Annotated in this window: 16 protein-coding genes and 1 pseudogene; 8 read left to right on the top strand and 9 right to left on the bottom strand. The window is 55.6% G+C overall.

Annotated elements, in window-relative coordinates; translation table 11 throughout:
• The first annotated feature begins 50 nt into the window (after nucleotides 1-50).
• The 4 genes from AXG89_RS24105 (at nucleotide 51) to AXG89_RS24095 (ending at nucleotide 3,899) form a co-directional block, all read left to right on the top strand.
• On the top strand, nucleotides 51-1,421 hold the full coding sequence (locus tag AXG89_RS24105) for an amidohydrolase family protein (RefSeq protein WP_062173275.1): 1,371 nt from the start codon (nucleotides 51-53) through the stop codon (nucleotides 1,419-1,421).
• Nucleotides 1,422-1,467: 46 nt separating this feature from the next.
• Nucleotides 1,468-1,596, top strand: a complete 129-nt coding sequence (locus AXG89_RS44185) for a hypothetical protein (RefSeq protein ID WP_257792713.1) — start codon at nucleotides 1,468-1,470, stop codon at nucleotides 1,594-1,596.
• Nucleotides 1,597-2,008: 412 nt separating this feature from the next.
• The gene (locus AXG89_RS24100; RefSeq protein WP_062173273.1) at nucleotides 2,009-2,647 is read left to right on the top strand and encodes an NAD(P)H-dependent oxidoreductase; all 639 of its coding nucleotides are present in this window, start codon (nucleotides 2,009-2,011) and stop codon (nucleotides 2,645-2,647) included.
• A 529-nt stretch (nucleotides 2,648-3,176) separates the two neighbouring features.
• Nucleotides 3,177-3,899: a chorismate mutase gene (locus tag AXG89_RS24095; RefSeq protein WP_062173271.1), complete on the top strand. Its 723-nt coding sequence runs from the start codon at nucleotides 3,177-3,179 to the stop codon at nucleotides 3,897-3,899.
• A 666-nt stretch (nucleotides 3,900-4,565) separates the two neighbouring features.
• Here the strand turns inward: AXG89_RS24095 and AXG89_RS24090 are convergent.
• From AXG89_RS24090 to AXG89_RS24075, 4 genes are all read right to left on the bottom strand, one after another.
• Complete coding sequence (locus AXG89_RS24090; RefSeq protein WP_335671984.1) at nucleotides 4,566-5,588, bottom strand: quinone oxidoreductase family protein; 1,023 nt, start codon at nucleotides 5,586-5,588, stop codon at nucleotides 4,566-4,568.
• A gap of 81 nt (nucleotides 5,589-5,669) precedes the next feature.
• Nucleotides 5,670-6,272, bottom strand: coding sequence for a TetR/AcrR family transcriptional regulator (locus tag AXG89_RS24085; protein WP_062173268.1), 603 nt, complete (start codon nucleotides 6,270-6,272; stop codon nucleotides 5,670-5,672).
• Between the two features lie 1,095 nt (nucleotides 6,273-7,367).
• Nucleotides 7,368-9,056 carry a hypothetical protein gene (locus tag AXG89_RS24080; protein WP_062173266.1) on the bottom strand — a complete coding sequence of 563 codons (1,689 nt, stop codon included), beginning with the start codon at nucleotides 9,054-9,056 and terminating at the stop codon, nucleotides 7,368-7,370.
• A gap of 1,038 nt (nucleotides 9,057-10,094) precedes the next feature.
• Nucleotides 10,095-10,991, bottom strand: a complete 897-nt coding sequence (locus tag AXG89_RS24075) for a LysR family transcriptional regulator (RefSeq protein ID WP_062173263.1) — start codon at nucleotides 10,989-10,991, stop codon at nucleotides 10,095-10,097.
• A gap of 185 nt (nucleotides 10,992-11,176) precedes the next feature.
• On the opposite strand from AXG89_RS24075, the gene AXG89_RS42315 reads away from it, so the two are divergent.
• On the top strand, nucleotides 11,177-11,572 hold the full coding sequence (locus tag AXG89_RS42315; RefSeq protein WP_062173261.1) for a hypothetical protein: 396 nt from the start codon (nucleotides 11,177-11,179) through the stop codon (nucleotides 11,570-11,572).
• A 261-nt stretch (nucleotides 11,573-11,833) separates the two neighbouring features.
• Here the strand turns inward: AXG89_RS42315 and AXG89_RS24065 are convergent.
• Nucleotides 11,834-12,130: pseudogene (locus tag AXG89_RS24065) on the bottom strand (carboxymuconolactone decarboxylase family protein).
• 1,068 nt (nucleotides 12,131-13,198) lie between these two features.
• On the opposite strand from AXG89_RS24065, the gene AXG89_RS24060 reads away from it, so the two are divergent.
• Nucleotides 13,199-14,836 (top strand): alkaline phosphatase family protein, encoded by a 1,638-nt coding sequence (locus AXG89_RS24060; RefSeq protein ID WP_062173259.1) that lies wholly within the window; start codon nucleotides 13,199-13,201, stop codon nucleotides 14,834-14,836.
• A gap of 81 nt (nucleotides 14,837-14,917) precedes the next feature.
• Nucleotides 14,918-16,603: a hypothetical protein gene (locus AXG89_RS24055; protein WP_062173256.1), complete on the top strand. Its 1,686-nt coding sequence runs from the start codon at nucleotides 14,918-14,920 to the stop codon at nucleotides 16,601-16,603.
• Nucleotides 16,604-17,169: 566 nt separating this feature from the next.
• On the opposite strand, the gene AXG89_RS24050 is transcribed toward AXG89_RS24055, so the two are convergent.
• The 4 genes from AXG89_RS24050 to AXG89_RS24035 form a co-directional block, all read right to left on the bottom strand.
• The gene (locus tag AXG89_RS24050) at nucleotides 17,170-17,436 is read right to left on the bottom strand and encodes a DUF4148 domain-containing protein (protein ID WP_069638434.1); all 267 of its coding nucleotides are present in this window, start codon (nucleotides 17,434-17,436) and stop codon (nucleotides 17,170-17,172) included.
• Between the two features lie 152 nt (nucleotides 17,437-17,588).
• Nucleotides 17,589-19,019 carry a heavy metal sensor histidine kinase gene (locus AXG89_RS24045; protein WP_062173252.1) on the bottom strand — a complete coding sequence of 477 codons (1,431 nt, stop codon included), beginning with the start codon at nucleotides 19,017-19,019 and terminating at the stop codon, nucleotides 17,589-17,591.
• Nucleotides 19,019-19,696: a heavy metal response regulator transcription factor gene (locus AXG89_RS24040; protein ID WP_062174070.1), complete on the bottom strand. Its 678-nt coding sequence runs from the start codon at nucleotides 19,694-19,696 to the stop codon at nucleotides 19,019-19,021. Before AXG89_RS24040 ends, AXG89_RS24045 begins: the two co-directional genes overlap by 1 nt.
• A 130-nt stretch (nucleotides 19,697-19,826) precedes the next feature.
• Nucleotides 19,827-20,114, bottom strand: coding sequence for a DUF4148 domain-containing protein (locus tag AXG89_RS24035; RefSeq protein WP_062174068.1), 288 nt, complete (start codon nucleotides 20,112-20,114; stop codon nucleotides 19,827-19,829).
• 263 nt (nucleotides 20,115-20,377) lie between these two features.
• Here AXG89_RS24035 and AXG89_RS24030 point away from each other — a divergent pair, with 263 nt between their 5' ends.
• Nucleotides 20,378-23,587 carry an efflux RND transporter permease subunit gene (locus AXG89_RS24030; protein WP_062173250.1) on the top strand — a complete coding sequence of 1,070 codons (3,210 nt, stop codon included), beginning with the start codon at nucleotides 20,378-20,380 and terminating at the stop codon, nucleotides 23,585-23,587.
• Nucleotides 23,588-23,597: the final 10 nt, after the last annotated feature.

The raw sequence follows: 23,597 nt of genomic DNA, 5'->3' as shown, positions 1-23,597 counted from the left end.
ACACTAGGTTACCAGCTGATACCATTCAACGTTCATCCTAAGGAATTCTCATGACTACGAAGACACAGCAACGCATTCTGTTTAAAGGAGCCACCGTGCTCACAATGGACCGGAAACTCGGCGATTTTACTCGCGGCGATGTTTTGGTAGAGGGCGACAAAATCGCCGCGGTCGGCGTTGATCTGCAGGTCGGCGAAGCACAGGTGATCGAGGCTAGCGATGCGATTGTGCTGCCGGGATTCGTGGATGCCCATCGCCACGCTTGGCAGGGCACCCTTCGCCGCTTGATGCCTAACGTGGATACCCTGGGCGACTATATCGACGCGACCCACTTTACGCTGGGCAAGTTCTATCGCCCCGAGGACATGTACATAGGTAACCTTCTGACAGCGTTGAGCTGTTTGGATAGTGGAACGACCACCGTCGTTGACGCCTCTCATAATGCGCGTAGCCCTGAACACACGGACGCCTGCATCGACGCGCTTCAGGAAGCAGGCTTGCGCGCACTCCATATGCCTGGTCGCCCGCTCGCGGGGAGCTGGGCTGAACACTGGCCACACGACCTCGAGCGTCTCAAAGCCGAACGCTTCGCGTCGGATGATCAATTGCTCACGCTCGGCATCTTTTGCCAGCCCGATCCGACAATATGGGCCTTGGCCAGCCGCGTGGGTCTGCGCACCCTTTCGGAATTCCTCGATCCGATGGCACCAATGCTTGATCAAATGGTGGGTTTGCTTAACCCAAGCAACATATTCAACCATTGCACCAGCCTTCCCGATTCAGCATGGCAGGTCTTTGCTGATGCAGGGGTAAGTATCACCGTCGACCCGCGCTCAGACGCGCAATATGCATTGGCAGGCGGGGTTTTCGCTTATCAGGCCGCCATTGACCATGGTCTTCGCCCGGGAATCGGTACCGATCTGGAAACGGCCTACGGCGGCGACATGTTTTCCGAAATGCGCGTGGCTTTTTCGTTGCAGCGTGCAATTGCGCAGAGCCGCCGCTATCAAAACGACGCCGCCGCGCCGTCACCCGTTACCGTCAGATCCATTCTCGAGGCGGCGACTATCGATGGCGCACGTTGTGCTGGATTGGACCATCGCATAGGAAGCCTGACACCAGGTAAGCAAGCTGACCTTATCCTTATTCGCACTGACAATATTAGTCTGTTCCCCTCCAACAACGCGTTCGGTACTGTCGTGCATGCAGCCGATCGCTCACATGTTGACGCCGTCATGGTCGCCGGACATTTTCGGAAGTTCGAGGGCAAACTCGTGGACGTTGATCAAGGCAAAGTGCGCCGTGCCGCTGAGGCGTCACTCTCTCACCTGTTTGAAGCCGCCGGCTACAACCCGGACGTGCTCGAAGAGAAATTTCCTCAATTAGCCGGAGAGAAGCCGCAGGCGTGGACAGGAAAATAATGTTCAGCGAGGCGGCAGTAGGGAAGCGCCGGGTAGGACTACTTAAATGCATATAATTTCGACATCTTTGCGCGGCGGGTTTGTCACCAACACGGCCACGGTGGGTGGCCGTGACCCTGACCCGTTGCACAACATGGTCGTGCTCGATGTTGCGTATCCCGGCGATAAAGCTTAAACATGCTGGCCATAGCCAGAGACAATCACGATTGCGTGTCGCTGTGGGCCTTGCGTTAGAACTCCCCCTCGAGTAATTTGGCGCACTACAAGGACCACATAATTGATGTCTATGGACGCAACGTGATGCTCCTGCCGCGCGCCCCGAGTGAGTAACCAACTGAGCGCGCGATGCGGCGGGTAGCGGGTAGATCCGTCCGACGTCGACCTTAGGTTCTCTCCTTGATCCACTCAAACAACCGCGTTGTGTGGGCATTGTGTCCGACCCGTGTACGCATGTGACCGCCGACATTCGGGCAGGAAACCAATCGCCCTTTTTGCAGCCCGCAATTTAACCTGCGGGCGCATGAAGGGTATCACCGCGGGAGCGTCGCTGACGCTGTCTGCTTGCAAATCTCCCTCAGGGAAAAGTAATGACGACCGTAGATGAAAGACTAACGTGGCGCTATGCGACCAAAAAGTTCGATGCAAAGAAAAGCGTGCCTGTCGAAAAACTCGAACGTATCATTGAAGCTGTGCGGCTGGCACCTACCTCAAGCGGGCTCCAACCGTTTGAATTGATTGTAGTCAGCAACGCCGATATCCGCGCAAAGATTCGAACCGTGGCCTGGGACCAAGCTCAAGTGACCGACTGTTCCCACCTTCTGATATTCGCTGCATGGGACGACATCACGCCTGATCGAGTCGATATGATGTTCGACCTGACGAACGAAGTCCGAGGTTTGAAAAACGAGGGTTGGGAAAATTACCGCCAGATGTTGCTTGGCATCGTCGCCAATCGAGGAGCGGAGGCTAACCATCAGGCCGCCGCACGACAGGCTTACATCGCCTTAGGAGTTGCCTTGATTACTGCGGCTTTCGAAGAGGTTGACGCTACCCCGATGGAAGGATTCGACCCAGCAGCAGTCGATGAGATCCTCAATTTGAAATCAAAGAAGTTGCGTAGCGTCGTCATGCTACCGTTAGGTTATCGGGCGGCCGAAGGTGATTGGCTCGTGAACCTGAAAAAAGTCCGGCGTAGTCGCGATAGCTTCGTCACTGAAATAAAATGAACCGGACGTTACCCCCGACTGCGCAGGTTCGAAGATATTAAGCTAGGCTCGTGTGGTCTCGGATTGCCAGTGAAGAAAAGGGAGCTAATCGCGATGCTCGCTGATAGCCTGACGACACCGGCGAGTCTACTAGTTTGGTGAAGTCTGCGTTGATGGTGTTCCGATCGAGGATGATTACCGGCCATAAGGCGAATGACCTTTGACGCTAACAGGCCACGCGGAGTCAAAACCTACCTCTGCGCCGACCCTCATACTCTTGATCGGCGACATGAAGGATTCTTTTTTCCCACTATTTCCGCGAGCAATCCCGAAACACCGAGGGTTCAGATGTTCAAAAGACGTGACGGCACTTCCGTTAGCCCCTCAATGCTCAACGTTTTGAAGCGCAACTTCCGTGGAACGGTAGTACTACGTGATAAGGCGAGCTCAGTGCACACGACCTTCGGGAGCAATTCCCAAACTGGTCGAAGTCAATACGCAACACGCCCCGGTAACTTCTTCTCACACAACCACGACATCGAACTCACCATTGAGTTCGACGCAATCAACGCGCAACGTCCTGGAAAAATTGACGGCGTCGCTACCCGAGTACCAGTCGCGAGAGCAGAGCGGCGGGATTCGCTGCATCTTCGTTGGGAAGTATCGCAATAAACACGGATTACTAAAGATGAAAAACAGACTTGGACAAATCGCGAAATTGGATAATCTAGTAGTTGCAGCTACATTGCTGAGCGCAAGCGGTCTTGCTAACGCGAACCCGGCGCCAAACAAAGAATTTTACCCGCTCATTGAGCTGACTGTTACTCGCTTGGACGTCGCCCGTGACGTCGCGCTGACGAAATGGGACACTCGAAAGTCGGTAGAAGATCTGGAGAGAGAGAAGCAAGTAATCTCGACTGCTGCTTTAGAGAGTTCAGCCGTAGGTGTGCCCGAAGGCTTTGCTCGGGACTTTTTCTCGGATCAAATCGAGGCCAACAAGCTCGTGCAATACGGCCTGATGGCACAGTGGCATCGCGACGGTAAAGCACCTACTTCACCTCGCGCTAGTTTGAAGGACCAGATCAGACCCAAGCTTGACAAGCTTCAGACCGCCTTCATCCAGCAATTAGCTTCGACCGAAGCTTTGCGCTCCAAACCGGAATGCGCCGCGCAGTTGTACGCTGCGACTAGCGGCTACGGCTCTGAGCGACGATTGTCAGCGTTATATTCTATTGCACTAGATCGGGCACTTGCCCGAGTTTGCGTCTCATGAGGGCTGGTTAGAATTAGTCGCCGAGCAAACGAGTTTCGTGGCCATCGGCGCGGTTCCTAATTTCCAGCTGCGCGGCCAGCAAGTTCATCTGGCTGGCCCTGCGTAACATTACGGTCGACTGGAGTCGCACCCTTCTTTGGTAAATCGAATCCGGCCACCTTGCGAGCGGGGCTCCGGTCCCAAACGACGTCGAAGGTCGATCATTGATGCGTCCGGTGGATTATCGGTCGTTCAAGTGGTTTGGGTTACGCTTTAGCTAGCGCAGTTCTCTACCACGGCGACCGTTTTGTGCTTACTCCCCGTAACACGGTAGCGCTTGAGGGACTAATCAGTGCATATCCTGAAACCGCACTTAACATAGGCTAGTGTGTGTTCGCACTGACGGTACAGAAAAACGGAGCTAACCGCGATACTTGTTGATAGTCCGACGACACGGGTCAACTAGTTGCGTGGAGTCTGGGTTGATGGCGTTCCGGTCAAGGAGACTATCGCATGTCCGTCCGTCCGTCGAACCATGCGTGTGGCTGGTTTGCATGACGTGACAGTAACGCCGACACAAATCTAACCGTTGCCACAGACGATGCCACTACGGCATCGCTATGGGCTTTGCCGTAGCAAACCAACTCTGTGACTTCAGCTGCATCGCAAAGCAAAAATTGACGTTCGTTATGGACGCAACAACAACTTCCCCGTCGTGCGCCGCGACTGAATATCTTCGTGAGCGCGCGGCGCGTCGTGCAAGGGGTAGGTCTGCCCTACGTTCACCTTAAGGTTTCCCGCCTTGATCCAGTCAAACAATTGCGTTGTGTGAGCAACGAGCGCGGACCGCGTACGCACGTGATCGCCGACAGTTGGGTAGGAAACCAATACGCTCCGGGGAAGCGTGCGCAGGTCAATGGGAGGAAGGGCCTTGATCGTGTGCCCGTAGTAAGCCAGCACTCCGTGATGGCGCAGGGAGGCGAGCGAAGCGTAGAAGGTATCCGCGCCGACTCCGTCGTACACTACTGCGACGCCCTCTCCTCTGGTTAAATCAAGCACCTCCTTTGAGAAATCACCATAGTCGGCCACGATGACTTGATCGGCGCCCGCGTCCTCAGCGGCTTTTACTTTGTCTGCGCTGGAGACCCGACCGATGACTTGCCCGCCCCGCAATTTAATCATCTGAGAAAGCATCATTCCAACGCCGCCAGCTGCAGAGTGTACTAATGCGGTGTCGCCAGGCTGAATCGCGTAGGTCTCAGTCACAAAATGGTGCGCGGTCAGCCCTTGCATGAGAAGTCCCGCAGCGGTCTCATCCGAGACGCCCTCGGGGACATGGACTAGTGAATGCGCGGGTGCGATCAATTGTTCGGCATAGCTTCCCCAAACAAAAAACCACGCTACACGGTCTCCTACTTTAAAGTCGACAACATCGGCTCCGACTTCAGCCACCCGCCCCACTCCTTCCACGCCAGGAGTAAAGGGTAGTGGGACCAATTTAAAAAGACCCTCACGAGTTCCGATGTCCATGTAATTGACGCCGGCGGCCACTACATCTATTCGCACTTCACCACTACCAGGGGCCGAGCTTTTCCGTTCGGAGAATTGCAGTACTTCGGCGGCACCATATCGCTCCATTACTATCGCTTTCAACGTTAATCCTTTACAGTTATTCTGGACAGAATGATCCAGAATAGGAGAAAAAAACACCCAATCCGAGCTTCGGAGGGTGAGTGACGAAAAGAATACGTGAGACGCTTACTTCGTAAATTTATCGCGATGAACGGAAAACTAAGGTACTCGGACGCTTTTCTCAAATCCCGCCATAGCGAAATCGACTAATTGTCGAAGTTGCGACGTGGAAGCACCCGCACGCCCGTTGACCTTCATCCCAACCAGTGTCGCCCCGATGAATGCTGCCGCGCCCTGTTCATCAATGTCTGTGCTCAACTCTCCATTGGTCTTGGCTTCGGCAAATATATTGACAAGTGCTGCGCCAAGCACCATGGCACTTGCACCGTTGATATGTGAAACCTCTTTATCCTGGGTTCCGAGCTCACATATAGCATTGACACCCATGCATCCACGACTATGATGAGCAGGTGATTTGTCAGCGTAGTGGTACAACGCGGACCTGAGGCCCGCTAAAGGCGACGACGCACCACCGCCTCGCAAGTGATGACAAAACTCGGCGATACTATCGGCGTTATAACGCTGCAATGCTTCCAAAAACAAAGCACGCTTATCGCCAAATGTGTCATACATACTTTGTCGCCCAATCTTCATATGCCGCAGAAGGTCGTCGGTCGAGGCTCCTGAATAGCCTTTAGCGCAAAACACGGCAATCGCAAGACGAAGAACTGCTTCACGGTCGAATTCTTTTTTGCGTGGCATCTGGTGATCATACGTATTTTGGATTAATTGGTCAAGATACGACGATCAATTTTCTAAAGCCCGCTTGCGTGGTCGATCTAGAGAATTAAGGGTACGTGCATGATTGAAACTAACGTATAAAACCGAGCTCAAGTTGAAAAATCAGCAGCGACCAATCGCTGGCGATGATCATTGCGGCAAGGCGGCCGTCCCCCACACATCCTTCGCCGGTCTGCTAAGGGTCAATTTACCAGGGGACTCTTCGCAACGTTTACAGGCTTAGTCGATCCGGGCAAACGTCAAAACAATTGCCGCTCAGATTTACTATTCCGCAAGGCAGCTAATCAGCGTCTGACGTTCTGGATAGTCGGGCTCCGGGGCCCGCCAGTGATCCAACATCTGCTCTGCTTCTGCAGTGCATTCTCCGTCAAGCGCGTGATACGGCCTCCTTCAAGAGAGGAACGGCAAGGGGCAGCGAGCCTAGCAGGATGACGGCTCCTACGTGGTTGAGCGGCGATTGTCAGCGTTACATTTCATCGCCCTGGATCGCGCACTTGCCCAGGTTTCCGATTCATGAAGGTTCGTAGCAATTAATCCGTGCAACGGTTCGGTACAGGGCACGCAATCGACAAATTTCGTGGGATCTTAAATTCTAGCATTGGTCGCACGTAGCGTTTAATCGCTCGATGCACTAATTGGAAGTCGTTGGGATGCCTTAAGTTGTTGAATCATGGCCGGCGCTATACGATGTATGTTTCGATCTCCACCTCCCTATATGCAAATGAGGTCGCCCCGTACGGATAGACAGTCAGCTCCCTTGGACATGAGAACGCCTACGGTTTAGACGTTGACATGCGATCAAAGCGCGCCAAGCCTTTTCAGGTTCACATCACGCACCTCCCTGCCGGGCGTGAACGGACCTGCCAAAGGCGTTGCGAACGGTGTGGCACGGTGTCGCCTCGGCATCGGACAGACTTTTGTCGCTCGAGTGTCAAGGTCGGCACCGTAAAAAACAATTCTGCAACTGACCGATGGCCGTGTAATTACCGCTGGAGCCGAAAGATCGAAGGGAGTAGTGTTCAACCAGCAGCAAGATCAGAGTTCACGACCTTACTGCTAATGTGCGGTCACAATAAATGTCTCCCAAGGGCCCACGGAGGTACGATTAGCAACGAGCGGGGCCGTGCCAGCGCTTTCCGCCGTGACATACGCACCACTCGCTGTTTCGCGCAAAGCAATATTTCCATCCGCTTCAGGCACCTCCGTGAAGGTCTCTCGTAATCCAATTGATGCAGTGCTAGCACTTAAAGGACTTGATCCATTGCTGCCAGTGGTAACGTAAAGATTGTTAGACAACGATTTAAGGGCGATGTTGGTATTGCCAGCATCGACCACCATGTATAGTTCCCACGGACCGACTGTGGTACGGTTCGCGATCAAGGGGCTTGCGCCAGCGTTATCCGCAGTGACATCGTTCCCATTTGCCATTGCTTGGAACGACACGGTAGTGCCAGGGATCAACTTTTGGACTTGAACGACAGGCTGTGTGGGCCGCGTGTATGTTAGTGCGAGTTGCCCTTGCAGCATTTTTTGACCATCATCAGTGAGGCGCATGTAATAGTCTGCCGAACAATGAGTCCCGTCGATATCAAGCGTAGGTAACCCGCCCGTGCTCATCGAAGCGTCCTCAGCGGTTGGCATTATTTGATTTCCCTCGTTATACTCATCGTACATACTGACGTACACGCTTTTTACTCCAGTGGAAACTGCGTTCGCGAATTGCTCCCACATGAAATCTCCATGCACACGCTGTGGAGGTGACCCAGCGTTATCGCCTGGAAGCACTGCCGCTTGGAAATCGAATCCGTGGGCGTTTGCATAAGCCAAATCATCCTGCCAAAGAGGTTTCACTGCATCCGAATCACTAATATTGCCAATCGATCCAATCATCCACGGCTGAATCATATTTGCTGCGTTGTAGACGGGAAGCCAAGCAGGATCATCAGTGCGCCAACCGCGCGATGTACCCAAAATCACATAAAGCCCCTGATTTTTCAGCCAAGTAATAAGGCTAAGCATCTGCTTAGGAGTTGTGCTGCTGGTAGAAGTTGCGATCCAAAGCTGCACGACTGGCTTTCCATTTTGTTTGGCATAGAATGGAGAAGCCGTCATCTGCAACTGGCCATTTATCACATTGGTCCAGTCGTTTGGGATTTCGGTAGCGTAGTTAGTCCATCCCGTTATATCGTAATCAATGTAAAATTTAACCCCGTACTTAGGGGCAGTAGCAAGCACATTTCCAGCATTGATCGTGGCTGCAGTAGCTCCGGTCGGATTAAAGCGCTGGATCGCAACGGTGGGCTTACCATACTCCCCCAGCCATTTCATATGGATGTCCACCACGTCACGATTATAGGAACTGAATAAAGTCGCCGGCAGGCCGTTACCAAGCGTACCGAAGCCACTCTGATATTGCATTGGAGTGCTTCCGTAAAGCGTTTGGTAGGGACGCATGTCTGGCCATGCTTTAATTGCAATATTTGCTGATGCAGGCGCAGGCAGCTTGTTGTTGGTCGACCAATGCTCCCACGCCAGACCATCCGGGGGTGTTCCCTCTCCAGCCGAAAACCATCCCTGATAACCTACCGTAACTTTTCCGACGATGTCGCCCGTCCCACTTTGCGCTTGCGCGGAAAACGGCAAAACAGCGATAGTCACTGCGAACACAGCGGCTATGCTTTGGAATATCCCGGTTAGTCGTCTGCCCAATTTCTTGCCGGTGTCCTTGCGAATCACGAATGCCATACTATCTATTTCCTTGGTTAGTAAATTTTTTGATCCGACAACTAAGTTACCGTAATGTTCGTCCAAGTTGATAAGAGAAAAGTTCAGCGCTCTCGCGCCGTGAAAATCGCTGCCTCGGTTCTGCTTTTTCTTACCAATTTATGCCTACAGTAGGTTGTATGGTTAGGAGATGAACAACGCCGTGGTCATTTCGTTGTTGACCGGTTTGGCATGCATGCCGGCGGTGTTCACCAGATATCCTCGCCTGTAGTCGAGGCTTTTCGTTTGCTTCGTTCAATGCCACAATCATCAGCCCACAAGGATGCTGGCGAAAATTAACATAACAAACTAATTAATCATACGAAAAAAAATCGATCACTCGAAAGATATGCTGGGGACGTTACTGTCGGCGATGGAGCGAGAGTGCAAAAGTCTGCAATCGTTATTACCGTGGCATTCGTCGTTGCATCCTATTTGGCGTCGAGCGGTCAGTGCGGATATTCCGGCGGCATCGATTGCGAGCGTTTTCGGGGGTTGGTCATTGGAGCTTGGCATCCTGGCATGTGGTCCAAAAGATTGGATAAAGCAGCGTCTTTTTTGTCACCAACACATTAGAAAGTGATGCTCGAAAACATACCGAATTCCTATTACCGAGATTGGTGCATGTCATCACGCTCGACGGGGGACTCTTCCGCCGCTACCTGCCGAACGTACATCATGGCGCATTCGCATCGCCGGAGGCGCGTTCTAACGTCTGATGACATGTACTCGGGAATGTGTTTACCGCGCTACCCAGCCTGGATAGTGGAACGTGCTAATTCCCGGAATCGCCGCTATTGGAACAACTCCCTCGTATTTGGCCAGATCCGGTTTCCGACTCTCAACGCCGTAAACTTCGGCGCTGTGGGACATGCCTGACGCGCCCCTTGCGCACAGCGCAGGCCACGATGCGGCACCGACGTTCGTGTGCTGTTTTATTTTGTGGCAATCGCTTAAGCGCCTAACGGAGGCGAAACGGCCATGTGCTAAAGGGCCAAAAGATGCTTAAATCGTTGCACCCTAGGCTATCGTTATCTCGCGCATCAGGTCTACAAAAGCACGAAGTCCCGCGGGCAGGTTGCGATGCCCAGAGAAGTAAAGGCTCAACCCTGGGAAGTCGGGCGACCAGTCTTCGAGGACGCGTATCAGTCGTCCTAGGCGGAGATCTTCGCGGATACTCCACATTCCCAAACAAGCAAGTCCCGCCCCTTCGAGCGCCGCCTTGTGGATCAAAGCCTCACGATTAAGTGTCAAGTAGCCCGGTGGCGTGATCTTCACCGCCTGACTGTTACGGGCGAATTCCCATTGGAACAATTTGCCGCTGGACATACGCACGCGAACGCATCTGTGCGCCATCAAGTCGTCGGGAACGATCGGCTTATCGCATTTCGCGAAATATTCCGGGCTCCCCACAATCGCCATGCTAAGCGATGACGTCAAGGCGACCGCGACCATATCTTTGGGGACATTGTCGGCGAATCGGATGCCTGCATCGAAGCCGCTGCCGACAATGTCAGATAAGTTGGCTTCAACGACGATTTCAACCTCCATTCTTGGGAAGCGTCGCAAGAACTCTAAAACCAAAGGTGCCAGGATCAGTGAGGCGGCTCCTTCGAAGCAGTTGATGCGGAGCAACCCGGAAGGAGTGTCCCGGTGGGCGTTGGTGGATTCCATCGCGTCAGCGATTTGGCGTAATGCCGGCCTGATCTGCGCCAGAAATGTCTCCCCCGCCTGCGTCAAAGCAACGCTCCTGGTGGTACGGTGAAATAGACGCACCGCCATGCGGGCCTCCATGTCCGATACCGTATGACTGAGCGCTGAAGCGGAAATGCCTAGATCGTCGGCCGCCTTGCGAAAGCTCAGGTGGCTTGCCACGGCCATCACGGCGTTAAGTTCGAAGAGACCATTTCGTTTCATATACCCATCCGTTGGCGCGATCGAATTAATGCGAATTGTGCACTGCTTCATCTTCAATTATGCAGATAGTAATCACAATCGCGCAACTCTACACTTCCTACATCGGCACACCACGGCGTTTCCCGGTTCGTTCGGCGGCCTAGGCACGACATCTCTTTCCAATCCCCGACGCAATGGAGAATTTCATGACGCGATCCACCTTTCTTCTTATCAACGCCGCAATTGGCCTGCTTTTCGGTTTGGGTCTTTTGTTTTTTCCGCAGTACTTCATGAGCACCTTTGGACCCGCCCTAAGTCCAACAGCAACGCTTCTAGCGCGCGACATCGGCGCTTTCCTGCTTGGATTCGGGCTGTTGAACGGCTTCTCATCCAAGGCTGATTACTCGCGTTCTCTTGGCGCGGTTCTGGCCGCAAACCTCGCGGTGCAGTGCGTCACGTTTGTCCTGGATTTGCGGAGCGTGCTGGGTGGGGTCGTTGATCAGCATGGTTGGGGACCTGTGATGCAACACGCCGTACTGGGTTTCGGCTTCGCTTTCTATTGGCTACAAGCTCGACGTCTTGCTTCGATGCAATCGGTATGAGAGCGTGCGGGTGTCTGGTCTTCGGTCGGCTTGGGAAACGGCACGACCTCAACTCGCTTCACCACACTCCCATCGTCGTTATCTAACTTAAGAACGATCGTGCATCGCACGACGGCTCCCTGTCTCATAGTCAGGGGAACCGATACCCTTTCGCGCACGTGTCTCCCAGTCTTTTTGCCGGCTTCCAACAACACATACGGCAAGAGAATGGGGCAAGAGTCCTCTGCTCCCGTCTAGCACCAACAGACAACAACGCGACTACTACGCAATGGCGTCCATCACTCGGGCCGAATAGACCATCGTGGCGCCAGCGTTAATTGCGATAGCGAAACCAAGCTCTTCGGCGACCTCTTCTCGCGTCGCGCCCAGCTTCGCTGCCTCGGCACTGTGCACCGCAGTACAACCGTCGCATCGGAGCATAACCGCAACTGCGATCGCAATTTATTCGCGCGTGTTCGCATCCAGATGGTTGGTCTTCGTTCCCGCATTCGACAACGTCTGATACCCTTTCACCGAGTCTGGTACAAGTGTCGCGATTTCGTTGATGCGGCCAAACAACTGCTCCCGATACTGCTACCAATCCAACATGACTTTACCCCTTTAAATTGGCTGGCGATGCGCCTGCTAGTGAGACAATTATCTACACCGCAATGACATCGCACCATGCGCGGTCGTCTCGAAAAAAAACTTAACCGTCTCAATCATCTTGATCGGGAACACGCGCGAGCAAGCGCTCGACCCAACGCAATTTGGTACAGTGGTTCCAGCTTGTGATTCGACGCGCATAGTCCAACGTTAGCAAAACCTGCTGACCGCAGTGAGCATAGCGGCATGTGAGGCACTTGCAGCACCAACAACTGCGCGACGCATACCGGTTAGCGTGAGCAATACGGGCCGACGGGTCTCAATAAGATCACCAAGCTGCACGATAAACACAAGCCCAACGCAATACCCGGGGTGGACTGAGCGAAACCACCGAATTACCTGCCCAAGATGGCAACTCAACGTCGGTGCCATGATGGACATCAATGGTTAAGCAAAGTAGCTGCTGGCGGCGATCAGCCCGAACCCTAGGGCCCTGAGCCCGGCCATGGAACCGCGCATTGCTCGGCTATCAGGATCCGGGGCGCTCTCAAGTCAAAAGAATCGACCGCTCGCCATCACCCGTCATGCGATGGTATGAGAATACGGGAATGCGCAGCCCCGGTTTTTTTGACGTGACGGATTCCTACTGACTTGAGACTTCGCTGAAGCTTAGTTATAAGGAAAGCTCCTGCGATTATTGCCGATATAACACTATGCAATATTGGAGGGCGCTTGCTAAAACCGCTTGCCGGAGCTTTATCTTTCTTATCTTGACCCGGTAAAACGAGACAAAAAAGTCAAGGCGCGCGAACCGCCTTCGCTGCAAGCGAGAGGTATTTATTAGCGCCGGCTTTCATCAAATTACATTTCCATGTCCAATTTTGACAAACCCAATACTCAATCGTAAACATCAGGAATACAAACGAACGTGTAACTAATCCTTCATGAGCGGCTGATACCGTTGCGCCACCCTCGAAAGTTACGGTAAGGACTTTTTGAGGACTCAAGCAGGCCCAATATCGCATCTCATGGAGACAAGCAATGCGTCAAGCCGCACAGAAATGGAATACCCGAACCGTATTCGTTGCAGTACTCATGGCAATGGCGAGCCTGAACGCCAGTGCTCGCGACGACAACGCGCCCAAACGCGTGTTGTTGATCAGCGTCGATGGGATGCATGAACAGGACGTCGCACGCTGCATTGGGGCGAACACTTGTCCTAACCTGGCTTTGCTTGCCAAGTCAGGCGTGACCTATACGAACGCACATACGCCCGGCTTGTCGGATTCGTTCCCGGGGCTTGCCGCACTCACAACCGGTGGATCGCCCAAGACGGCCGGACTCTTCTATGACGTCTCCTACGATCGCACGCTCTATGCGCCGGGCGACCCGACGTGCTCTGGCAAGCAAGGGTGGAACGTGATATTTGACGAAACGACAGGTATCGATGCCGAGAACGGCGGCGCTTTGATTCACCTCGACGGAGGCGGAGCGTTTAATCCGCAAGCAATCCCGCACGCTATGGTGAAGGGCGTGTGTACGCCCGTCTACCCGCATGACTACATCAAGACAAACACCGTATTCGAAGTCATCAAAGAACATAAACAAAATGCGCGGACGGCATGGGCCGACAAACACGCGTGGGGCTACGATTGGCTCAACGGCCCGTCAGGGCTGGGCGTAGACGATCTTGCGCGGACTGAAATCAACTCTATCGACCCAGCAACAAAAACAAACTACACAGATGTCTACTCGCATACGTCAAAGTTCGACGACTTGCACGTGAATGCACTGATCAACCAGATCAACGGCAAGGATTCAACCGGCAAAACTCGCGAAAAAGTACCAACGCTCTTCGGCACCAATTTCCAGACGCTGAGCGTCGCCCAAAAAGCGACTGTTTCAAGCGGCGGCGGTTACCTCGACGCGAGCTTCACGCCGGGTCCGCAAGTCGCCGCCGCGATTGCCTACGTTGACGATTCGCTCGGGCGCGTTGTCAGCGAACTCAAGCAGCGAAACCTGTTTTCATCAACGATGATCATCGTGACGGCCAAGCACGGTCAGTCGCCGACCGATCACACGAAGCTCATCAAGAATGGTGACACGGTTACCGCGCTGCTCGAAGCCAACGGTTACCTCGATGCCAACGGCAACTTCGGCCAGAATGCCACTAAGACAGGCAATCTCAACGACGGCAGCGGTCTTTCCGGGACCGGATTAGTGCAAAGCGATGACGTTAGCCTGATCTGGTTGCGTGATCGCAGCCAGACGGACGCCGCCGTCAAGACGCTGCGCGCGAACCTCGATTGCAATGCGCCCGGCATCTGCGCTGATGGACCGCAAGCCTATATTCTTTCTGGCGAGCGGATGGAAAATGCGTTCGGCGATCCAGCACGCGGCCGCACGCCGGATATCATCGTGCAACCCAATCCGGGCGTGATCTATACGTCGAGCAAAACCAAGGACGAAGAGCACGGCGGCAATGCACCCGACGACGGTCACCTTGGTCTCGTCGTGTCTTATGCGGGACTGCGTCACGCAAGTACCGTCGCCGCGCCCGTCACCACCACTCAGGTCGCACCGACGATCCTTCAGTCCCTCGGGCTCGACCCGGACCTCCTGCAATCCGTCGCCCGCGAAGGCACCCGCGTTCTGCCGGGTTTTGACATCGACCGCTAAACCATCAATACCTCGTACCGTGAGTAGTTCGGCCGTACGAGGGCCGCTGTTTCTTTCAAAGTTTGTCAACGAGGTACAAACATGTCACTTAAAAACGGCTGGCCGGTCCTTCGCAGGTCGGTCCAGTTTACCTTTGCCCTCTCGATCGTCAGCGGCGCTGCATCCAGCGCTTTCGCCAATAACCGTGATTCTGATGACGAGCACGCCAGCAAATTTTTCCCCGGCAATCTCGTCGTGAGCCGCAGCGTCTATCCCAACCAGTCTGCGATTGTAACGCCAGGCACGGTGCTCCCGCCCGGTTGTCAGCAGACACGCGCAGGATGCAGCGCACCGAGCGGAGCCACCAGCGACGGCACCTATCCGTATGTCTGGAACAACGTCCTCTACGACTCAAATTTCGGTATTTCATCGAGGATATTTCTCGACCAGTTGACGCCCACCGGTTTCCCGATCAGTAGCCTGGAGGTGCCCTACACAACCGATCCGGCGGCAAAAGGCGATCATCTAGCAACGAGTTTCAGTTCGAAGTCAGAGGTCGGCCTGCACCTCACGCCAGACGGCCGGACGCTCACGTTCATGGGTTATGTTGCACCGATCAACCAGATCGATGTCTCGAACTCCAATACACCCGGAGCAGTCGATCCGACCAATCCTGACGGCCAGGCGTTTTATCGCGCGGTCGCAACCGTCGATCGCGACGGACGTTTCACTTTCACCGAAACAAATGCCTACAGCGGCAACAACGGCCGCTCGGCTGTCCTGATTGAAGAGGGCGACAAGCGATTCTTCTTCACGACCGGCAACGCAGGCAACGGCAGTAACCCGCAACCCTCAGGCGTGGTCTTGGGCGCAGGTGCGCAGTTTATAGCTCAATCCACCCTACCCGAAGCTCAACAGACTCCCTCGACGCCCACGCCACTTGCCAGCTTCTCGGTAACGAAACTAGGCGTCTCGGCTGACAAGATAGGCAAAGACGATAACTTCCGTGGCCTCACGGTATTCAACAACGTCGTCTACATGACGAAGGGCAGCGGCAGCAATGGCGTCAACACGGTGTATTTCGTGGACACGACCGGTAACGCATGTCCGAACGGCACAGGCATTCCCGCCCCTCATGCGAAGCTCCCGGTCGATCCACTTGCCTATGCCCCGGCTACGCTCCAAAGTGACGGGCTGCCCTCGAACATGTGCATCCTTGCCGGCTTCCCCTCCACCTCAAACAAGGTGACACCGGCCGCCATGTTCCCGTTCGGTTTGTGGTTCGCCGATTCCAATACGCTTTATGTCGCCGATGAGGGAGATGGCTACACCGGTGGCGGTGACCTATTCACGCACGCCGCGGCTCAAAAGAGTGCAGGGTTGCAAAAATGGGTATTCAATCCAGCGAGCCGCATATGGACTTTAGCCTATACCTTGGTCGACGGCCTTGGGCTGGGAAAACCGTATTCAGTACACGGCTATCCGATGGGTAGTAATGCCGCAACGGGATTACCCTGGACGCCTGCGACCGACGGACTACGCAACATCGTCGGTCATGTTGGCCGCGACGGCATCGTCACGGTATGGGCGACGACCTCCACCGTCAGTGGTAATGGCGACACCGGTGCTGATCCGAATCGTCTGGTTGCGGTGCAAGACGTACTGAAGGACAAAAGCGCAGCGGAGCATTTGCGATTCGTGACGTTGCGCTCGGCTGGCTTTGGTGAGGTGCTGCGTGGAGTGGCGTTGACACCGGGCACGGAGCTGGGCGACAACGAACACCGCTAGGCTTTTCAGGGCCGGCGAGTAGGTTTCTTACCTACTCGCCTGCCCGGTAGAACTGCCTATGAGTAACAGCCGCGCATGGACTGGCCGAGTGCCGAAGCGTGCATACTTCGCAACCTTTGCTGATTTGACGTGAACTACTTTCAAGAGCGGAAACGGCACAACGGCAAGAGTATTTACGGCCGAAGATGCTAACATCGGATCTCTTTCGGATCTCGGTTAGACTTTGCGTGAAGGGGCTTTTAATCTCTCCCACTTCAAATCCGCAAAGCAAGGACCTTGAGTGGCCTCGCTGACTTCACGTCATTGTGTTCACCGTTCCATTCCATCGCTCGATCAACGGACGCGTAGGCTGACCTGCCCTGCTTTCGCAACGGCACCAAGCTCTCCATATGCTTCGGCTACTGTCCTGGGAGCAAGAAGCCCGCCGGCCCGACGCTCCGGTTCGTTCACATCGCTCAGAGCAGCGGCCACATATGCTGCGGCGAATGCGCGATGACGGCTCAATCGGTCAATCGGTTCGTCAATTGATTGCTGTGCGCGTTTGAACGTGCCCATGGTAGCCGGACTCACTGTACGCCTGCAGACGCGTGCGCAGCGGCCGTGCGATATGCGCTATGGGACGAAGCGTTGAGCGCCCACACTTTCGCTTCGGCCGCCTGAATATCGCGTGGATAGTCCGAATCGTGGGTACTCGCCCGGTATCCCACCTGCTCAAGTTGAATCACTTGCTCTAGGACTTGCCTGCGGGTCAATGGAGCATTGGACGATTGCACAAACGATGTCACGGAAATAAGCGCGACAAAGGCTACAACGGCGCAGACGAGCAGTTTCATGACGGGTGTCCTCAATGTCGATGGCAACGAAAACAAAGCGATTGGTCTTCATTGTCGACCCCAGACACTGGCGCGACGCTGACGGCGTCATCACGAAATCGTTATCTTTGGCGGCCGCCGCACAGGACGCGTCGACCTTGTGCGCGAGGTGGCTAGGTCCGGCCTTTTGTGAGAGGAAAGGTAAGGACGAAGCGAGTCGCGTCGCACTCGCTTTCAGCGTGTGCACGACCGCCGTGCAGCTCCATAATGGTCCGAACGATCGCGAGTCCCAATCCGGTTGATCCGCCTGTTGAGTGACTGCCGGCACGGGACGGGTCCGCACGATAAAACCGATCGAACACGCGCTCGATTAAAGCCGGATCGAGCGGAACGCCTTGATTGGTCACCGAGACGCGCATCATGCCATCCAGGGCCTTGGCATCGAGCGTGATCTTGCCCGCTCGTGGCGTATAGCGGACTGCGTTCGCGAGCAAATTGCTGACCGCGCGTCGGAACAATTCTACATCTGCGCAGAGCCGCCCGCCGCCGCTTACCTGCAAATGTACGCCGGCTTCATCGGCAATGCCTTCGAAATATTCCGCGATTCGCAGCAGTTCATCACCGATACTAAATTCCAGCGTGTGCTTCGCGAAATTTGGATGTTCTGCACGCGCAAGAAACAGCACGTTCTCGATCATGCGTGAAAGCCGGTCGCTCTCCTCCAGATTGGACGCAAGTACCGCCTGATAATCTTCGCACGAGCGCGGCCTCGCCAGCGCGACTTCCGTCGCGCCGCGCAGATTTGCCAGCGGCGTTCGCATATCGTGCGCGAGGTCCGCGGTGAACCCGGACAACCGGTTAAAGCCCTGCTCGAATCCCGCGAACATGGTATTCAGTGAAACGACCAGTGTCTGGAGCTCCTGCGGCACGTTACCTACCTTGATGCGCGAAGCAAGATTGTCGACAGTAAAGTTCTCGGCACTACGGGCAATCGCTCGGAGCGGACTCAGCGCACGCCGTACCAGCAGATAGCTCATCAGGAACGCGATCAGGACGCCAGCAGTCCCTGCATAACGCAGCCGGTCCCGGTACTGGTCCAGCAATAGCCATCGGTCATGCATGTTGCGCGTCACGATGATCGTAACGTCCGATCCATCGGCCAGCCGCCCCATCGCAGCGATGCGCCGGAAAGGTGTCTTGTCGGTAGCCGAACGCTCGACGATCGCCGCGGCTGTGATCTGCCGCGACGCCGCAATGACGTCGGGAGGCCATGACAGCCGGTCCGCCGTTTCGAGACGATTATGCTGCAGCAGCACTTGTCCCTCTGCGTCAAGCACTTCCACCGACAAAGCCTCGTTGCCGAGAACCTGGCTCTCGATCCGCTCGTCGTGCATACGTAGATCGCGGGTATCGGCGAGCTCTTCCACCAGCCGGCGGGTATGACGGGTTGCGAGCACGATATCCAGATCGTCCTGAGTCCGCACTTCGTGCGCAAGCGCCAGGTAGACGTAGCTGCCGACCAGTGCGAAAACGGCAAGCGTGGTGCCGGCAAATACCAGCGCGAGCGTCGCTGTCAGCGAGCGGGACCGAGCGCGCCTCAGCATTAGTCGTCTTCTCGCGTGTCGATCACGTAGCCGACACCGCGCACGGTGCTGATCAATTTTACTTCGAACTCTTCGTCGATCTTCGCGCGCAGGCGGCGGATCGCCACTTCCACGACGTTTGTGTCGCTGTCAAAATTCATGTCCCATACGTAAGAAGCGATCTGAGTGCGGCTCATCACCTCGCCTTTCTTGCGTGCGAGCAATTGCAGCAATGCAAATTCACGGGGCGTCAGCTCGATGCGCTTGCCCGCCCGACGCACCTTGCGACGCGTGACATCGATCTCCAGATCGGCGACGGTGATCAGGTCGCTTTCCCGCGGTGGTCCGCGCCGCGCCAGCGTGCGCACACGCGCGAGCAACTCCACAAACGCGAATGGCTTGACGAGGTAATCGTCACCGCCCAGCTCGAGTCCGCGAACGCGATCGCTGACGTCGTCGCGTGCGGTCAGGAAAAGTACTGGCGTAGCCTTCAAGGTCCGCAGGTTCTTGAGGACAGCCCATCCGTCCATAGTCGGCAACATCACGTCAAGGACGATGACGTCGTAATTTTCTTCTCTCGCAAGGATCAGGCCTTCGGCGCCGTCCGCTGCTGTGTCTATGGAATAACCCGCTTCCTCGAGGCCCTTCTTGATATAAGCGAGTGCCTTCTGCTCATCTTCAACGACCAGGATCCTCATGTTTTTGCCTCGGCGCCGCGTTGATTGACTTGCATCGATATTACGCCAGTCACTTCGCATCGCGATTACAAAACTGTTATCTGCGATTCGTGGCGGCCGGGACGTCGGATTCGGCGGGCATAGACACGCATCAGTTTGAGTCGGGCTGCGCATTGACAGTGCTGCCGCTTCCAGTCGTACCGTTGACCGCACCTCCGTACCCCGTGTTCGCTTGATCGTTCAGCCTGGCCTCGGCAGCCTGGATATCGTCCGGATAATGCAGGCCTTTCTGTGCAGGGTGATATCCGGCATTTTCGATCTGCACGAGTTCGGCCTTGACCTGGGCTTGGGTTATCGGGTCGTTGTTGCTCTGTGCAAATGTCAGGGCCGGAGCGGTAAGGACAGCAGCCATCAGGAATGCCTGGATTGCGCGTTTCATAGTTGACACCTCTTGAACGTTGATCATGACTTCTCGTTGTGAGACAGCCTGAATGCATTGTGCGAGGACGAGGGTGACAGCAAGCCGACCATTCCATTACAAGATTGATAACTGTGGGAGCCGCTTGCAAACGGCAATTCGGAGGCGTTTTCAACATGACGTATTTGTAATTAACTCGACGGTATCCGGTAAGTGCGGGTCGGCGAGACTCGCTCATCAAGAAGCCCGACCGTGTTCTTACGGCTCACCGTTCAGGAAACCCTATGTGGATCGTCAGACTCGCCCTCAACCGGCCTTATACGTTCATCGTCCTTGCGATCCTTCTCTTTATCCTGGGGCCGCTTGCAATTGTCAGAACACCGGTTGATATCTTCCCAAGCATCAATATCCCGGTGGTCAGCATTGTCTGGTCGTATAACGGCTTCTCCGCCGAGGACATGGCGCACCGGATCACGTCGAACTATGAACGCGCCCTGACCTCGGACGTCGAAGATATCGAACACATTGAATCGCAGTCGCTCAATGGCGTCTCAGTGGTAAAGGTATTCTTCCACCCCGGCGCCGACATTAATCGCGCGATTGCTCAAGCAGCATCGAACTCAGCCTCGATCCTGCGCGTGCTGCCGCCCGGAACCCTGCCACCGAATATCATCACGTACAACGCTTCAACGGTGCCGATCCTGCAGCTGGGTCTTTCGAGCAAGTCGCTGCCTGAGCAAACCCTGTATGACCTCGGCAACAGCTTTATTCGCACGCAACTCGCGACAGTTCAAGGTGCGGCTGTGCCCTTGCCCTTCGGCGGCAAGGTACGGCAGATCATGGTCGACATCAACTCGCGCGCGTTGCAGGCGAAAGGTCTTTCACCACTCGATGTGGTCAACGCCGTCAATACGCAGAACCTGATCCTGCCGGGCGGCACGGCGAAGATCGGCACGCGCGAGTACAACGTGCAAATGAACGGCAGCACGACGAGCGTCGCGGCGCTAAACAACCTGCCGATCAAGACGGTCAATGGCGGCGTGGTGTATGTACGCGACGTCGCGCAGGTTCGCGACGGCTACGCGCCGCAAACGAACATCGTGCGCAGCAACGGTTCGCGTGCGGCCCTGCTCGAAGTCGAGAAGACCGGCAGTACGTCGACGCTGACCATCATCAGCCAGATCAAGTCGATGCTGCCGAACATCACCGCCGGGCTGCCCAAGTCGCTCGTGGTCACGCCGCTCGGCGATCAGTCTGTCTTCGTGAAATCGGCCATAACAGGCGTCGTGCGCGAAGCGCTGATCGCGGCATGCCTGACCGCGCTGATGATCCTCCTGTTCCTCGGCAGTTGGCGCGCTACGCTGATCATCGCTGTGACCATTCCGTTGGCCGTCCTGACGTCGCTCATTGGTCTCTCCGTGCTGGGCGAGACCATCAATATTATGACGCTCGGCGGCCTCGCGCTCGCGGTCGGGATCCTGGTGGATGACGCAACGGTCGCCATCGAAAACATCACGCACCACCTGGAGAATGGCGCGCCTTTGCACGATGCCATCCTGAACGGTTCGGGCGAAATTGCCGTGCCGACCTTCGTGTCGACGCTGTCGATCTGTATCGTGTTCGTACCGATGTTCCTGCTGAGCGGCGTTGCGCGATATCTGTTCGTGCCGATGGCCGAAGCAGTCGTGTTTGCAATGATCGCGTCTTACTTCTTCTCCCGCACGCTGATTCCCACGCTCGCAATGTACCTGATGAAAGCGCGGTCCCGCGACAACGCCGCGCCCCCCGGCCGCTTCGGCGTGCTGATCCGCTTCCAGGCCGCGTTCGAGCGTCGTTTTGAACAGTTTCGCGGCGGTTACAAGCGCATGCTTGGCCGCGCTATTGAACGTTGGCGCATGTTTTTGCCGATCTTCATGCTCGTGTGCGTTGGTTCACTGGCATTGATTCCGTTCACCGGACAGGACTTCTTCCCGACAGTCGATGCCGGCGAAATTCGCCTCCATATGCGCGCGCCGACTGGCACGCGGATCGAACAGACCGCTCGCATCGCGGACGAAGTCGAAGCGAAAATCAACACGGTGATCCCGAAGTCCGAACAGGCCGCGCTGCTCGACAACATCGGCGTGCCGGTGAGCGGGATCAACCTGACCTATGCGTCTTCCGGCCCGATCGGTTCGGAAGATGCGGACATCATGGTGTCGCTCAAGCCCGGCCACAAGCCGACAGCCGGCTATGTGACGACGCTGCGTAACACCCTCACGAACGCGTTTCCAAGTGTCACATTCGCGTTCCTGCCCGCTGATATCGTCAGCCAGATCCTAAACTTCGGCTTGCCGGCGCCCATCGACATCCAGATCGTCGGAGCCAAACTCGACCAGAATCGCGTGGTCGCGAACGATTTGCTAGCGAAGCTGCGCGGCGTGCGCGGTCTTGTCGATGCCCGCATCCAGCAGCCAGGCGACGAACCGGCAATCAACCTGGATGTCGATCGCACCAAGGCATTGCAGGCCGGCCTGACACAGCACGACGTTGCGCAGAACCTGCTGATTGCGCTCTCGGGCAGCTCGCAAACAACGCCGAATTTCTGGCTCGATCCAAAAAACGGCGTGAGCTATCCGTTGATGGCCGAAGTCCCGCAATACGATATCCATTCGCTTCAGACACTTGCCAACCTGCCGTTGACCAAGGTTGCCAACTCGAGCGCGCCGCAGAACATCTTGGGATCGCTCGCCACGATGTCGCGGGTATCGCAGGAAGCGGTGGTCTCGCATTACAACGTGCAGCCCGTGCTCGACATCTATGCATCCGCACAAGGGCGCGATCTTGCCGGGGTAGCGGCGGACGTCACCACGCTCGTCGATCAGGCAAAGGTAAAACTGCCCGCGGGATCATCGATCGTGATTCGTGGTCAGGTGCAGTCGATGCACGACTCGTTCACGGGCCTCGGCATGGGACTCGCCTTCGCCGTCGTGCTCGTTTATCTGCTGATGGTCGTCAACTTCCAGTCATGGCTCGACCCGCTGATCATCATCAGCGGCCTGCCTGCGTCGCTTGCAGGCATAGCGTGGATGCTGTTTGCCAGCCACACGACGCTCAGCGTGCCGGCGTTGACGGGAACGATTTTGTGTATCGGTATTGCTACCGCGAACAGCATCCTGGTCATCAACACCGCTCGCGAGATGCTTCAAGGTGGCGCGCCACCTTTAAAGGCTGCACTGGAAGCAGGTTTCAGCCGTTTCCGGCCAGTGCTCATGACAGCACTTGCCATGCTCATAGGCATGTTGCCGATGGCGCTCGGACTCGGCGACGGTGGCGAACAGAACGCGCCTTTGGGTCGTGCTGTCATTGGCGGCCTCGCAATCGGCACGGTCTCGACGCTGCTATTCGTGCCAGTGGTCTTCGGCATGGTTCACGCGTGGCGCGAACGGCGTGAAAAGAAACGCAAGGATGGCCCGGTGGAAGCAAACGGCCCGGAACCTCGCCCTACTCACTAGTCAATCCGCA

It is taken from the genome of Burkholderia sp. PAMC 26561 (genome assembly GCF_001557535.2).
Lineage (GTDB): Bacteria > Pseudomonadota > Gammaproteobacteria > Burkholderiales > Burkholderiaceae > Caballeronia.
This window is presented reverse-complemented; position numbering and strand designations above follow the sequence as displayed.

Coding starts and splice junctions, on each gene's coding strand:
- AXG89_RS24105 (WP_062173275.1), top strand. CDS start 51: ATGACTACGAAGACACAGCAACGCATTCTGTTTAAAGGAGCCACCGTG.
- AXG89_RS44185 (WP_257792713.1), top strand. CDS start 1,468: ATGCATATAATTTCGACATCTTTGCGCGGCGGGTTTGTCACCAACACG.
- AXG89_RS24100 (WP_062173273.1), top strand. CDS start 2,009: ATGACGACCGTAGATGAAAGACTAACGTGGCGCTATGCGACCAAAAAG.
- AXG89_RS24085 (WP_062173268.1), bottom strand. CDS start 6,272: ATGCCACGCAAAAAAGAATTCGACCGTGAAGCAGTTCTTCGTCTTGCG.
- AXG89_RS24080 (WP_062173266.1), bottom strand. CDS start 9,056: ATGGCATTCGTGATTCGCAAGGACACCGGCAAGAAATTGGGCAGACGA.
- AXG89_RS24075 (WP_062173263.1), bottom strand. CDS start 10,991: ATGAAACGAAATGGTCTCTTCGAACTTAACGCCGTGATGGCCGTGGCA.
- AXG89_RS42315 (WP_062173261.1), top strand. CDS start 11,177: ATGACGCGATCCACCTTTCTTCTTATCAACGCCGCAATTGGCCTGCTT.
- AXG89_RS24060 (WP_062173259.1), top strand. CDS start 13,199: ATGCGTCAAGCCGCACAGAAATGGAATACCCGAACCGTATTCGTTGCA.
- AXG89_RS24055 (WP_062173256.1), top strand. CDS start 14,918: ATGTCACTTAAAAACGGCTGGCCGGTCCTTCGCAGGTCGGTCCAGTTT.
- AXG89_RS24050 (WP_069638434.1), bottom strand. CDS start 17,436: ATGAAACTGCTCGTCTGCGCCGTTGTAGCCTTTGTCGCGCTTATTTCC.
- AXG89_RS24045 (WP_062173252.1), bottom strand. CDS start 19,019: ATGCTGAGGCGCGCTCGGTCCCGCTCGCTGACAGCGACGCTCGCGCTG.
- AXG89_RS24040 (WP_062174070.1), bottom strand. CDS start 19,696: ATGAGGATCCTGGTCGTTGAAGATGAGCAGAAGGCACTCGCTTATATC.
- AXG89_RS24035 (WP_062174068.1), bottom strand. CDS start 20,114: ATGAAACGCGCAATCCAGGCATTCCTGATGGCTGCTGTCCTTACCGCT.
- AXG89_RS24030 (WP_062173250.1), top strand. CDS start 20,378: ATGTGGATCGTCAGACTCGCCCTCAACCGGCCTTATACGTTCATCGTC.